The sequence below is a fragment of the Micromonospora sp. WMMD710 genome (assembly GCF_029626045.1).
Classification (GTDB): domain Bacteria; phylum Actinomycetota; class Actinomycetes; order Mycobacteriales; family Micromonosporaceae; genus Micromonospora.
Map to the genome: position 1 here is coordinate 5,508,497 of NZ_JARUBD010000001.1, position 12,747 is coordinate 5,521,243.

13 protein-coding genes are annotated in these 12,747 nt (G+C 70.0%); 4 read left to right on the forward strand and 9 right to left on the reverse strand.

Annotated features, from left to right (window positions below):
* The gene (locus O7620_RS25495; RefSeq protein ID WP_278125583.1) at positions 1 to 1,062 is read left to right on the forward strand and encodes a hypothetical protein; all 1,062 of its coding nucleotides are present in this window, start codon (positions 1 to 3) and stop codon (positions 1,060 to 1,062) included.
* A 953-nt stretch (positions 1,063 to 2,015) separates the two neighbouring features.
* Complete coding sequence (locus O7620_RS25500; protein WP_278125584.1) at positions 2,016 to 2,369, forward strand: hypothetical protein; 354 nt, start codon at positions 2,016 to 2,018, stop codon at positions 2,367 to 2,369.
* 22 nt (positions 2,370 to 2,391) lie between these two features.
* Here the strand turns inward: O7620_RS25500 and O7620_RS25505 are convergent, their stop codons facing one another.
* From O7620_RS25505 to O7620_RS25520, 4 genes are all read right to left on the reverse strand, one after another.
* Positions 2,392 to 3,855, reverse strand: coding sequence for an NF041680 family putative transposase (locus O7620_RS25505; RefSeq protein WP_278123489.1), 1,464 nt, complete (start codon positions 3,853 to 3,855; stop codon positions 2,392 to 2,394).
* A gap of 138 nt (positions 3,856 to 3,993) precedes the next feature.
* The gene (locus tag O7620_RS25510; protein ID WP_278125338.1) at positions 3,994 to 4,887 is read right to left on the reverse strand and encodes an IS982 family transposase; all 894 of its coding nucleotides are present in this window, start codon (positions 4,885 to 4,887) and stop codon (positions 3,994 to 3,996) included.
* 64 nt (positions 4,888 to 4,951) lie between these two features.
* Complete coding sequence (locus O7620_RS25515; protein WP_278125586.1) at positions 4,952 to 5,905, reverse strand: zinc-binding dehydrogenase; 954 nt, start codon at positions 5,903 to 5,905, stop codon at positions 4,952 to 4,954.
* Between the two features lie 60 nt (positions 5,906 to 5,965).
* On the reverse strand, positions 5,966 to 6,427 hold the full coding sequence (locus O7620_RS25520; RefSeq protein WP_151491291.1) for an Lrp/AsnC family transcriptional regulator: 462 nt from the start codon (positions 6,425 to 6,427) through the stop codon (positions 5,966 to 5,968).
* 59 nt (positions 6,428 to 6,486) lie between these two features.
* On the opposite strand from O7620_RS25520, the gene ddaH reads away from it, so the two are divergent.
* Complete coding sequence (ddaH, locus tag O7620_RS25525; RefSeq protein WP_347403780.1) at positions 6,487 to 7,320, forward strand: dimethylargininase; 834 nt, start codon at positions 6,487 to 6,489, stop codon at positions 7,318 to 7,320.
* Positions 7,321 to 7,393: 73 nt separating this feature from the next.
* Here the strand turns inward: ddaH and O7620_RS25530 are convergent, their stop codons facing one another.
* Both O7620_RS25530 and O7620_RS25535 read right to left on the reverse strand, forming a co-directional pair.
* A complete protein-coding gene (locus tag O7620_RS25530) occupies positions 7,394 to 8,581 on the reverse strand; it encodes an ABC transporter substrate-binding protein (RefSeq protein ID WP_278125587.1) in 1,188 nt (395 codons plus the stop codon).
* An 82-nt stretch (positions 8,582 to 8,663) separates the two neighbouring features.
* Positions 8,664 to 9,461 (reverse strand): prolyl oligopeptidase family serine peptidase, encoded by a 798-nt coding sequence (locus O7620_RS25535; protein WP_278125588.1) that lies wholly within the window; start codon positions 9,459 to 9,461, stop codon positions 8,664 to 8,666.
* A gap of 85 nt (positions 9,462 to 9,546) precedes the next feature.
* Between O7620_RS25535 and O7620_RS25540 the strand changes: the two genes are divergently transcribed.
* A complete protein-coding gene (locus tag O7620_RS25540; protein ID WP_151491308.1) occupies positions 9,547 to 10,149 on the forward strand; it encodes a bacterial proteasome activator family protein in 603 nt (200 codons plus the stop codon).
* 2 nt (positions 10,150 to 10,151) lie between these two features.
* Here the strand turns inward: O7620_RS25540 and O7620_RS25545 are convergent, their stop codons facing one another.
* From O7620_RS25545 to O7620_RS25555, 3 genes are all read right to left on the reverse strand, one after another.
* Positions 10,152 to 10,964 (reverse strand): HAD family hydrolase, encoded by an 813-nt coding sequence (locus O7620_RS25545; protein WP_278125589.1) that lies wholly within the window; start codon positions 10,962 to 10,964, stop codon positions 10,152 to 10,154.
* Positions 10,964 to 11,785 carry an HAD hydrolase family protein gene (locus O7620_RS25550; protein WP_278125590.1) on the reverse strand — a complete coding sequence of 274 codons (822 nt, stop codon included), beginning with the start codon at positions 11,783 to 11,785 and terminating at the stop codon, positions 10,964 to 10,966. The genes O7620_RS25545 and O7620_RS25550 overlap by 1 nt, the downstream gene beginning before the upstream one ends.
* Positions 11,786 to 11,963: 178 nt before the next feature.
* Positions 11,964 to 12,683: a hypothetical protein gene (locus tag O7620_RS25555; protein WP_278125591.1), complete on the reverse strand. Its 720-nt coding sequence runs from the start codon at positions 12,681 to 12,683 to the stop codon at positions 11,964 to 11,966.
* Between the last annotated feature and the right edge of the window lie 64 nt (positions 12,684 to 12,747).

Below are 12,747 nucleotides of genomic sequence, written 5' to 3' on the forward strand. Positions count from 1 at the left end.
GTGGCCGACAACGAGATAGCCGAGTTCCACCAGCGGGCGACGTCGGCGGTGACGGGGGCGATCCAGGCCGCCGGTCAACTGGCGCAGGTGCTCATCGACGCGCGCATCGCGCAGCTTCAGCGGGCCGCCCGGGTGAGCGATGAACAGGCCCGGCAGACTCGCGCGCAGGCCCGCGCGGCACAGCAGGCCGACGCGGCGGTGTGGCGGCCGGCGACGCGCCCGGCGTGGTGGCGGCAGGCATCAACCGACGACATCGCCCGCGCCTGGCGGGCCAGCTCCGGGTGGGCGGCGGTCGACCCACGCGCCCGCCGCGCCCAGCAGGTCATCACCGAGCGGTTGGCCGAGCGCGGTGTGCGCGTCGACCCGGACGCGGGTGGGCGGGCGGGGAACGCGGCGTGGCTGTCCGACCAACTGGACCGTGCCGCCGTCGACGAGGAACCCAAGTCTCAGCCGGATCCGGCTGACGCCCGGGTGGATCCGGAGGACGGTGGGCGGCGGCGCACCGCGCGGCAGCGCCAGGAGGAGATGACGATCCACGTCCGGGCGGTGTGGTCACCGGAGCGGGCCGAGCGGGTCATCGGCTCCCCGGCGTGGCCAGCCCTGGCCTACAAGCTCGACCAGTTGGAGCAGGCCGGGCATGACGTCCGTGATCTGCTGCGGCAGGTTCCTGGCTTCGTCGACCGCGCCCACACCCCCGCCGCGTATGCGTTCCGGGTGGTCGACGACTACGCGGCGGACCAGGCCCCCCGAGAGCAATCTGCCCCTGACGTAGGCCGCGCCGACGAAGGCAGCGCGGCCACTATCGAAGGTGAGTGGCGAGAAGTCCAAGGTGCCACCCCAGTCGTCGCCGAGGTTCGAGTCCAAGACGTCGATCATGCCTCTGGGCGAGCGGCTGAGCATGATGTGCGCGCTGCCCAGCTCGCGGCGCGCGCGTTTCCGACGTCGACCAAGTCCGCCGTTGCCGACACTCCGGCGGCGACCGCACCGGCAGTAAGGGGGGCACAGCAGGGTGCGGCGAGATCCGCTACGCCGTCACCGCCCGCCCAGACGGCGGGTCGGTAGAGGCTGCCCCCGTAGCCCTCATTGGGGCCGTCGGCTGTGAACTGGCCCTCAACGGCCGCCCATCGAGACGGCGGCGGCGTTCCGCCGCGAGACCTGACGAGCAGACAGGCAACCTCTTGACAGAAAGTCGCCATTCTATGTACTACGAGTCATATTCATCATCGTGGAGGTGGTTGACTTGCACAGAGTGCGCACAGTCCGGCGCATACGGCGCACGTCGGCGGCAATCTGCTTCGCTGTCCTCGTATGCCTTGGCACGCTCCCGGCGAGCGCGGCAGCAGCCCCGTCGTCACCGTCCGGTAAGTCTTCTGGCTACTGGGCTCCCTTCCCTGATGGTGGTCATGCCACTCCGTTGGGGGAGTCAGGCAACATCGTTGCGGGTTCCTGCACGTACAGACAGGCCAACGACGACCCGCATGGCAGTGGCGAGACATCCGTCCACGGCTATTGGCTTCACATCGCCGGCACTTGTCCGAGCATGGCAAACGTGGACATCGAACTGCAGGCGTACTGGTGCGATTCTCTGGGTTGCCGGTGGTTGACGGTTGCCTCGGGCTCGGGCGACTACCTCGCAGGAGGCGGCTCCGGCCGCAGATCTAATGCGAGGATCAACTGCTCAAACAGCACGACCGTCGGCTGGAGGGGTGCTACTGATGTCGATCTGATCGGTGTCGCCGACCCTTCTGGGTGGTACTTCGGGGGTGCCGTGAACCGTGCGTGTAGCCCCTGATCGCAAGCTGCCGCCGTCCCGGCGACAACCGTAACCGGTGATCAGGTGACACGGTTTAGTTAGATACAGCCGGAACGATCACGGGATTTTCGGGAGTCAGACAGTGAGCAGCGGTCAAGCCGGTTGGCGCCCGTACTCGGGCGCCTACGGTGCTCCCGAAAATCTTCCCCCGGTCGAGCCCGGTCGCATCGTTGGCCTAGTTGCCAGCTGCGATCTCCGAGGGGTGCACCCCGAGAATGCAATTACCCGGAGTTTCACGGTCAGTGAGTTCGCGGTGCTGGAAGACGGTCGGCACGTGCTCCTGCACGCGGATCGTGGGTTCACTCTCACTGCTAGATCAACCGGCGTTCCGGGTGGTGTCGTTCCGCTCGTCGAGACTCGGGAAAGCATCACCCCGAACGTTCTGAACGCCGTGCTCCCCGACGACGCCGAAGAGTCCGCAGAGGAACATCCTTGGTCGTGGCTGGCCGAGCTGGCTCGGGCTCGCGGCCTAGATGTGACCGCAGAAGATCTGCGAGGTCTTCCCTATCAGGTGGTCTTCACCGACACAGTGACCCGCTGGCTCGCGCCTACCTGAGCTCCAGCGCCTAACTTGATCTTTAACCTGTGCGGCGTGGCCGGGGATTGACAGTCTTCGTCTTCTTTGTGGCCGATGTTTTGGCGTTCGTGGTGGTCGCGATGTGGACGTCGTGTCGCGGGGTGGGGTGGGTGTTGCGGCGGCCGGGTGGTCGCCCCGGGCCTGGCCGGGCGGGTTTGGGTGCACCGGCCGGGCAGGTCGCCTTCGCGCGGAGGTGCCGAAACCCTCGGCGGACGCGGGCGGGTGACAGGCGCTGCGGTGGTGCGGGTTGCTCCCAGGGGCGGCGCAGGTCGGCGGCGAGGGCGCGGGCCAGACGGAGCTGGGTGTAGGCGGCGAGGATCAGCCAGGTCCATAGGTCGGCGGCTTGCGGGGTGCGGATCTTCGGGCAGGTCCAGCCGAGGGTCTGTTTGAACAGGCGGAACGTGTGTTCGATGTCGAAGCGGCGTAGGAACGTCTGCCAGAGCAGGTTCACGTCATCCGAGGTGGCGTCGACGCCGGACCACCACAGCCACACCGGCTTCGGTGTAGCGCCGCTGGGTAGGTGGTCGACTTCCAGGCGGATGACGGTCCCCTCGATGACCGGCAGTACTTTAGCCGCGGCGGTCCAGGCGGATCGGTGGGTCAACCGAGGGTGCAACCGGTCCCAGGCGCGGGCCCACGCCGTGCCGTAGAGACGGGTGTCGGCGACAGTGGCCGCGTCCGGCTCACCCCAGGTGGCGGGATCACCGAAGACGAACTCGCCGCCGTGGCGGGGCGGACGGCCGACCGTTCCCGGCCGCCGAGGCGGCACTGCCCGACGCAGCACCCGATCCGATCGCATTCGCGCGAGGACCTGCACGGGCAGGTCACGCAGGAGGAACGCCAGTCGGGGCGCGTCGTAGCCGGCGTCGGCCACGACCAGGATCTCCGCGTCCCCAGCCTGCCACTGCCCGGCCGCGATCAGACGCCCCACGATGTCTCGCAGCTGCCCAGCGGTGACCGTGGCCGCGTCGTCGCCAGGCGCCAGCCGCACCGCGTCCAACGGTGCGGTCCACGAACTACGGCCCGACTCCAGGGCCACGACCATCGAATACGGCCAGCCCGGGATCATGATGGTCTGATCCTTGCCGCGTCCGTAGGTGTGACACAGGATCCGCTGTGGTGAGGTGTGCGCGTCCGGCCGCAGCCAGCAGGTGATGTCCACCGCCAGGACGAGACGGCCGTCGGCTGCCCGGGGCAGCGGCACCCCAGCGAGAGCGGTGCGCAACCGGTCAATGTCCAACTTCCCGCAGGCGAGGGCGTCATACAACGCCCCGTGACCCCGGCGGTGCTCACCCACCAGCGACAACTCCACCAGCGACCGGACCGGCCCGTCGGCGCACAACACCGCGTCGGTCAGGTCGAACAACGCGTCAGCCCGAGCGGTCAAGCAGTCGTAGAACTCCCGCCGGAACCGGTCCAGGTCCCCGACGGCATCAGCCGAACCACGGTCATGCACACTGATCACCAGAACAGCCCTTGGTTATTGATGTTCTTCCCTAGACAAGAAGATCATCAACCAAGGGCTGCTTCCGTGATCGTTCGGGGTCCCCGCAGGACCTCAGAGGGTTAAAGATCAAGCTAGACGAGTTGTTCCGAATTCCGGTTAGTGGTCGTAGGCGATCAGTGACCGGGTGACGGGCGCGCTGGTCTTGTTGTTGTGCCAGATCGCCGCTGTCATGGCGAGCAGGCGTTGGGCGACACGGACGGCCACACCGGCGAAGGTCCGTCCGCCGTGTTGTTCCAGGTCAAGCTGGCCCTTGAGGGTGTCGTTCACCGACTCGATCAGTTGTCGGACCTTCTTGAGCATCGGCTCGCCGTAGCGGGTCTTCTCCTTCTTGCGGGACGGGCGCAGTAGTTCGATGCCCTGTTCGGCCAACTGCCGCTCGAACGGCGTGGAGGCGAATCCCTTGTCGCTGATCAGCAGGATCCCGTCGTGCTCGGCCACCACGGCGGCCTCGACGTCGAGCATCGCGGCGAGGACCTCTCGCTCGCCGATCTTCGGGTTCGCCAGGGCCCACAGGATCGGCATCCCGGTCGGGGTGCAGACCAGGTAGAGCCGGAGGCCCCAGAAGAAGCGGGAATGGGAGGCGCAGTAGCCGTATCCGGCCCAGCCGGCCAGGTCCGAACGCTGCGCCGTCGGGCGCGACATGCCGCAGGGTATCGGGGTGGAATCGACGATCCAGTGGTTGTCGAACCAGAAGTCACTGTCGCGCGCCAGGTCCCGGATCACCTTCTTGACCAGCGGAAGCGCCGCACGGAGCCGCTTGTTGTAGCCCGGCCGCTGCGGCAGGTAGGCAAACATGCCGGCGAGATGAATACGGGCGTAGCGGATCCAATGCGCTTCCGAGCGGGCGCCGAGCAGGACCTGCGCCACCGCGAGGCATACCAGTTCGGAGTCGGTCAACAGCGGCGGCCGGCCCCGCCACCGGGGCGTGCGGATGCTGTCGTCGATCTTCACGTACAGTGCGGTCAAGAGGGTATCCAGGTCTTGCGTCACAACATGATCTTGGATGCCCTCTCTTCATGCCCAGACATCGACCCCTGACTTCGGAACTACTCGTCTAGAGGTCCAGCAGCGTCTTGCCGACCGTCGCGCGCGCCTCGATGGCGGCGTGCGCGTCGGCGGCGCGCTCCAGCGGAAAGCGCTGGCCGATCAGGGGTCGCAGCCGGCCGGCCGCCGCGTCCGCGAGCGCCTGTTCGGTGTACGCCCGCAGGCGCGCGGGTGGCACGTCCGGCCGGAGCAGCGTGACCTGCCGTGCGGTGGCGGCCTCGGGCGGGATCGGGGACCATTCGCCGCTCGCCAACCCGAAGCTGATCATGCGGCCACCCGGGTCGAGCAGTTCGAACGCCACCCGGGCCACCGCCCCGCCGACCCCGTCGAGCACCACGTCGACCCCGCCCGACGCAGCTCGGACGCGGTCGGCCCAGTCGGGCAGCAGGTAGTCGACGGCGAGGTCGGCACCCAGTCCGGGCAGCAGGTCCACCTTGCGTGGCCCACCGGCCGCGCCGATCACCCGTCCGCCGGCGCGGGCCGCCAGCTGCACCAGCAGGCTGCCCACACCACCCGCTGCGGCCTCCACCAGCACCCGGTCGCCGGGGCGTACGCCGACGGTGTCGATCAGCATGGCGGCGGTGCGCCCGTCGGCCAGCAGCGCCACCGCCTCGTCGAGTGGCAACCCGGTGGGCACCTCGATCGGCGCGGACGCGTCCACCACCGCGCGTTCGGCGTACCCGCCGGAGCCGCCGGTCGCGGTGACCACCCGCCGTCCGACCAGCGCCGGGTCGACGTCCGGTCCGGCGGCGGTGATCACGCCACCGACGCCGTTGCCGGGGATCAGCGGGGGAGTGACCCGGAACGGTCCGGGGCGACCGGAGCGCTGCTGCGTCTCGACGAAGGTGATGTTCGCGTGGACGACGTCGATCGACACCTGGCCGGGGCCGGGCGTCGGGTCGGGGGCCGTGCCGGGCACCAGCACCTCCGGTCCGCCGAACTCCCGTAGCCAGATCGCCCGCATGACGTCCCCCTCGTGTCCGGTGATGGCAGCACCAGTGCAACAGGTGAACCTGGCTTGAGGTCAAGCTCCGCCGGAGGGGCCGACGCCGGGGGACTCCACCAGCCGGGACAGGACGATGGTGCTGCGGGTGGAGGTCACGAAGGACTCGGCACGCAGTCGTTCAAGGGCCGCCTCCAGGTGGGCGATGTCGGCGGCGCGCAGGTGGACGAGGGCGTCCGCCTCGCCCGAGACGGTGTACGCCCCGACCACCTCCGGGTGTCGACGCGCGGCCACGCCGATCTGCGCGGGGGTGGTCCGGCCGGCGCAGAACAGCTCGACGAACGCCTCGGTGGTCCAGCCGACGGCGGCCGGATCGACCACCGCCGTGAATCCCCTGATCACGCCGGTGGCGCGCAGACGGTCGACCCGGCGCTTGACCGCCGGGGCGGAGAGTGACACCCGCGTGCCGATGTCGGCGTACGACGCACGGGCGTCGGCGACGAGCAACGCAATGATCCGCTGGTCTACCGCGTCTATCTGCAACGTTCCGCCTCTGGGAAGCAATGGTTGTGGCTGTTACCAAAGTTCCACGGTACCTACTCTTGGTGACCGTGAACCAGCAGCGAGTCTCGCGAAAGCGGACATATCTCATGTGCTCGCCCGAGCACTTCGCGGTCGAGTACGCGATCAACCCGTGGATGGACGTGACCACCCCGGTCGACCGGGAACTGGCCGTCAAGCAGTGGGACCGGCTGCGCGAGACGCTGGTCGGCCTCGGCCACGAGGTGCACCTGCTCACCCCCGAGCGGGGCCTGCCCGACATGGTCTACGCCGCCAACGGCGCGTTCGTGGTGGACGGCAGTGTCTACGGCGCGCGGTTCAAGCACGAGCAGCGGGCCGCCGAGGCCGCCGCGCACCACGCCTTCTACGAGTCGCAGGGCTGGCGTTTCATCGCGCCGAGCGAGACCAACGAGGGCGAGGGTGACTTCGCGTACGTGCCGGAGGCGCACGGCGGGCTGATCCTGGCCGGGCACGGCTTCCGCACCGAGATCCCGGCGCACGCCGAGGCGCAGGAGGCGCTGGGCCGGCCGGTGGTGTCGCTGCGCCTGATCGACCCGCGCTTCTACCACCTGGACGTGGCGCTCGCTTCCATCGACGACTCGAACGTCGTCTACTTCCCCGGCGCGTTCTCGGCGGCCAGCCAGCGGGTGCTGACCCAGCTCTTCCCGGACGCGGTGCTCGCCGACGACGAGGACGCCATGGCCTTCGGGCTCAACCTCGTCAGCGACGGCGCGAACGTCGTGCTCAACAGCGAGGCCACCCGGCTGGCCGGCAAACTCAAGGCCGCCGGCTACAACCCGGTCCCGGTCGAGTTGGGCGAGCTGAAGAAGGGCGGCGGCAGCGTGAAGTGCTGCATCGCCGAACTGCGGCACTGACCCGAACACTGCCGCGTACGCCAGGGGCCGGCCTCCCGACGGGAGGTCGGCCCCTGATTGCGTCGACGGGCGGTCAGCCCAGCGTGGCCAGCTCGTTGATCAGCACGTTCGACATGACCTGACCGTCGCGCTGCACCTCTCGCAGGTACCACTTCTGCTGCGGGGTACGCGGCTGGTTGAACTGCCAGATCCCGCGCGGGCTGTCGATCTGGCCGATCTTGCCCAGTGCCAGGTTGACCTGCTGCGGCGTCGGCTTCCCACCGGTCAGCTGGATGGCCTGGTCGAGCACCTGCGCCGCGTCGTACGACGCCATGGCGTACGTGGTGGGCGTGACCTGGTACTTCTTGCGGTACGCCGAGGCGAAGACCCGGTTGGAGGTGCTGTTCAGGTCGGCCGAGTAGTTCAGCGCGGTCTGGATGCCGAGCGCGTCGTCCTTCAGGTTTTCCAGCACGGTGCCCTCGGTGAGGAAGCCGGGTGCGTAGACGGGCCCGGAGAATTTCTCGCGCAGCTGCTTGATGAACTCCACCGCGGCATTGCCGGCGTAGAAGCAGAAGACCGCCGTCGGCTTCTTGGCCAGCGCCTTGCTGATGTCCACGGTGAACGCGGTCTTGCCCGGGTTGGGGTTGGCGGTGGTGTAGGTCACCGGGTCGGCGATCCGCGGGTCGGTGGCGCCGAACTCCTGCCGGAAGCCGCGCACCACGTCCGGGCTGCCGACGTTCTCCGGCATGATGATCGCGACTCGGCCGTTGGGCGGCAGCTGGTCGCGCAGGTAGCGGCCCAGTGCCCGGCCGGCCTCGTCCAGCACGTAGGACGTCCGCCAGATGTAGAAGACGCTCTGCAGGCTGCTCGGTGAGGCGTTGGAGCCGATCAGCGGAACCCTGGCCTGCTCCACGGTGTTCCGGATGCCGAGCATCACCGCCGAGTTGACCACGCCGGTGAGCGCCAGCACGCCCTGCTTGAGCAGACCGTCGACGGCGGCCTTGCCGGTCTTTTCGGTGTCACCCTCGTCGGCGGTCAGCAGGTCGACCGGGTGCCCGCCCAACCGCTGGTCGTGCAGGTCGAGGAAGAGTTGGAAGCCGTTGGTGATGTCGTCGCCGATGCTCTTGAAACCACCGGCTTGCGGCGTGATGAGGCCGATCTTGATCGGGCTCCGATCGCCGGTGGGCTGGGCGTCGGTGTCGGAGCCGCATGCGGCGGCGAATCCGGTGGTCCCGAGCGCGGCCAACAGGTGGAGCGCCCGCCTGCGATTCATCTGCGACACCGAGTTCCTTCCCAGGAGCGTTGCAGGGCAGAACACACCGCCCCTCCGGCGTTCTACCTGCTCCGCGACGCTGCGTCAATGGCTAGTGATCATCGTGCAGGGACCGCAACACGCCGAGGACCCGGGGCCAGGCCGAAGACTCCGGATCGATCAGCCCGAAATGCTCATGTCCGGGCAGTTCAAGAAGGGAAATATCGGATCCCGCGCCACGAGCTGCCGCGACGAAATCCCGGCTCATCGCCACCGGCACCTGTCGATCCTCCGAACCATGAACAATTACCGTCCGTGTCCGTACGGGCACCAACATCCGTGGATCGGCCACCGCGTACCGATCCGGAACCTCGGCCGGGCCGCCACCGAGCAGCGCCGCCACCGCGCCGGAATCCAGATCCCGCCGGTACGCCTCGCCCAGGTCGGCCACCGGTGCCAGGGCGAGCACCCCGCCCACCGACGTCGGTGCGGTGGCCGCCACGAACATCGCCAGGTGGCCGCCCGCGGAGTGCCCGACCAGGAGCGGCGCCGCCCCGCTCACCCGGCCCGGCAGTGCCTCGGCGGCCAGCTCGGGCAGCGCGGCGATCCCGGTCAACGCGTCGGTCAACGTACCCGGCCAGCCACCGCCGGGCTGCCCGGTGCGCCGGTACTCCACCTGCGCCACCGGATACCCGAGTGCGGCGAACGCGGCCGCCATCGGTCCGGTGTGCCGCCGGTCGTACTCGGCCCGCCAGAAGCCACCGTGCACCACGACGACCAGTGGCCGCGCCGGGCCACTGCCCGCCGGGGCACGCAGGTCGGCGACCTGGTCCGGGTGATCGCCGTACGCCACCGTGTGGTCGGGCTCCGGGGCGGGCCGGGTCAGCACGGCACGCGGGTCGGCAGGCATGGCGCGACGGTAGCGCGCCCCGCCCGGGTGGTTCGGCCCCGGGGAGTCGGTCCCGGGCGGCACGGGTCGCGCCCACTGGGTAAAGATGGACCCCATGACCGAAGCGCACTCCGCTGGACAGAACGACGAGCCCGGCCCCGACGAGTCCGGTCACTCCGGCACGGTGGTGGTGGTCGGCCCGGACGGCCGCCCGATCGGCACCGTGCAGACCGAGGAGGGCCAGGGTGAGGACCCGACCCGCCTGGTCGAGCAACCGGCCAAGGTGATGCGGATCGGCAGCATGATCAAGCAGCTCCTGGAGGAGGTCAAGGCGGCCCCACTGGACGACGCCAGCCGCAACCGGATGCGCGAGATCCACGAGCGGTCGATCGTCGAGCTCAAGGAGGGCCTCGCGCCCGAGCTGCGCGACGAACTGGAACGGATCTCGTTGCCGTTCGCCGAGGACAAGGCCCCGAGCGAGAGCGAGCTGCGGATCGCGCACGCCCAGCTCGTCGGCTGGCTGGAGGGCCTGTTCCACGGCATCCAGGCGGCCCTGGTCGCCCAGCAGATGGCAGCCCGGGTGCAGTTGGAGCAGATGCGCGGTGGCCGGCAGGCGCTGCCCAGTGGCCCGGGCGGGGTCGTCCCCGGAATGCCGGGCATCGGCCAGCCGGGCGGCGGCGAGGGTCACAACACCGGTCAGTACCTCTGACCTCAGTCCACCCCGAAGATCTTCTCCAGGTACGCCGCCACGCCGTCCTCGGTGTTCGCCGCCGTCACCTCGTCGGCGACCGCCAGGACGGCGCGGTGCGCGTTGGCCACCGCCACGCCACGCCCGGCCCAGGTCAGCATCGGCACGTCGTTGGGCATGTCGCCGAAGGCCAGCACGTCCGCGGCGGCCACGCCGAGCCGGTCGCAGTACCAGTCGAGCCCGGCCGCCTTGGTCACCCCGGCCGCGGAGATCTCCACCAGACCCGAGTACGACGAGTGCGTGGCCTCGGCCAACCCCGCCACCGCCGTGCCGATCAGCTCGACGAACCTGTCCGGATCCTGTTCGCCGGCGCGGGCGAGCAGCTTCACCGCCGGTAGCGACAGCAACTCCTCCGGCGTCTCGACCGGGCGGATCCGGTCGTGGTCGGCGTCCCAGCGCAGCGGGTAGTGCGCCTCGTGCCGCATCTCCCGGCTGTCCAGGATCTCCACCGCGAAGCTGATGTCGGGCACCTCGGCGCGCAGCCTCCGGGCCACCTCGGCCAGGTGCTGCGGCGCGAGCGGGTCGGCCCGCAGCACCTCGTCGGTGACCGGGTCGTAGACCACCGCGCCGTTGGCGCAGACCGCCGGCAGGGGCTCGGCCAGTTGGTCGTACACCATCTTGAGCCAGCGGACCGGACGGCCGGTGACCAGCACGACCGGCGTGCCTCGCGCGGTGATCCGCGCGAGCACGTCGGCGGTGCGCGGGCTGAGCGTGCGGTCGTCGCGGATCAGCGTGCCGTCGATGTCGGTGGCGACCAGGCGGGGCGTCTCTCCCATCACCGGGACAGTAGCCGGTCCAGGTACACCGCGACTCCGTCGTCGTCGTTACGCAGCGTCACCTCGTCGGCGACCGCCCGCAGGGTGGGGTGCGCGTTGGCCACCGCCACCCGGGACCAGCCGGCCCACTCGAACATCGGCAGGTCGTTGGGCATGTCACCGAAGACCAGCACATCGGCCGGGTCGACACCCAGGCTCTGCGCCACCACCGTCAGCCCGGTCGCCTTGTCCACCCCCGGTGGGCAGATCTCGATGAAGCCGAGCCCGGCCTGAGTGAGTGTGGCGACCTGCGGCGCAATGATCCGGCGGGCGACCGCCAGCAACTCGTCGACGTGGTGGTCGGCGGTTCGGGCGAACGCCTTGATCACGTCGCAGGAGAGGCACTCGTCGCGGGTGCGTGCCTCGAACCGGTCCTGGTAGGGCCAGCTTTCGTGGTAGTCGCCCCACAGCGGGGCGTCGTGCTCGTCGGACGCCTCGACCATCACGATCAGCGGGCCGACCTCGGCCTCCAGGTCGGCCAGCAACCGGGCCAGCACCTCGGCGGGCAGCCGCTCGTCGCGGAGCACCATGGGGCCCGCCGGGTCGCTCTGGTCGACCACCCGGCCGCCGCCGGCCATCACCAGGAAGTCGGCGGCCCGGATGTCGTTGCGGGTCAACTCGGTCAGCCGTGGGCCGCGTCCGGTCGCGCCGACCACCGGAATTCCGGCGGCCCGCACCCGGTCGAGCACCCCATGGGTGTACGCGGAGACGGTGTCGTCGCTGCGGACGAGCGTGCCGTCGAGGTCGGTCGCGATCAGCTTGGGCAGTCCCGGGCGGGTCATCGTTCCTCCTTCGCCCACCGCCGTCGCGCCGGTCAGAAGGTCCCGGCGTGACGGCGGGCAGCAACCGTACCTCGGGAAACACGCCCCAACCATGGCTTTGAAGCGAATCGAACCCGAACCCCGGACCCCCGTGAGGTGTCCCCACACCCCCCGCGCGAGGTCTGGGCTCACGGGGGTTTCAGGCGGGGTGTTCGGGGCGGGCGAAGGGGGCTGACGGGGTGACCGTCAGGTCGGCCGGCGCGGGCAGGCCGTCCTCCTGCTCGACCGGGTCGCGGTGCCGGCGGCGCCAGCCCTGCCCCGTCGTGTCCCCGGACCGGTCGTCGTCAACCGGCGCGGTCGGTGCCAGCCGCAGGGCGGCGGCGAACAGGACGCAGGCGACGAACGCCATCACCAGGCCGCGGCCGTACTCGATCCGGAAGTTGTCCTCCGACGCGTAGAAGTAGTTCCGTTGACCGGAGTCCTCCAGAGTCGCCGCCGCGGCGACCAACAGCGCCAGCAGGGCTCCGGCCAGGGTGAACCCGACCAGCCGGGCGTTCTGCCGGACGGCCGCCGTGCCCCGCAGCGCCAGCGCCACGGTGCAGACCAGACCCAGCAGACCGACCAGGTAACCGATCCCGAAGCCACCCACGTCGGACACCCCGGCGGGCACGTCGATCGAGGTGGAACCGGACGGGCCGCCGTTCGGCAGGGTCATCACCAGCCACTCACCGACCATCGAGGCCACGCCGGCCACCGCCCCGAGCCCGGCGGTCAGCACGGGCAGCCGGGGATCCCGGGTGAGCCCGGCCAGGGACCGGTCGAACCGGCGCGCCGGGGGCGGATCGTCGGCACCCCACTCGATCACGGCCGGGCCGTCGGACCGGTCGCCCTGCCGTGGGATCGGCAGCTCCTCGGACATCGGCCATCCTTCCGCCGGTCACGGACCTGCGTCGAATCATGGCACAGTCGACGGCAGGTGACCC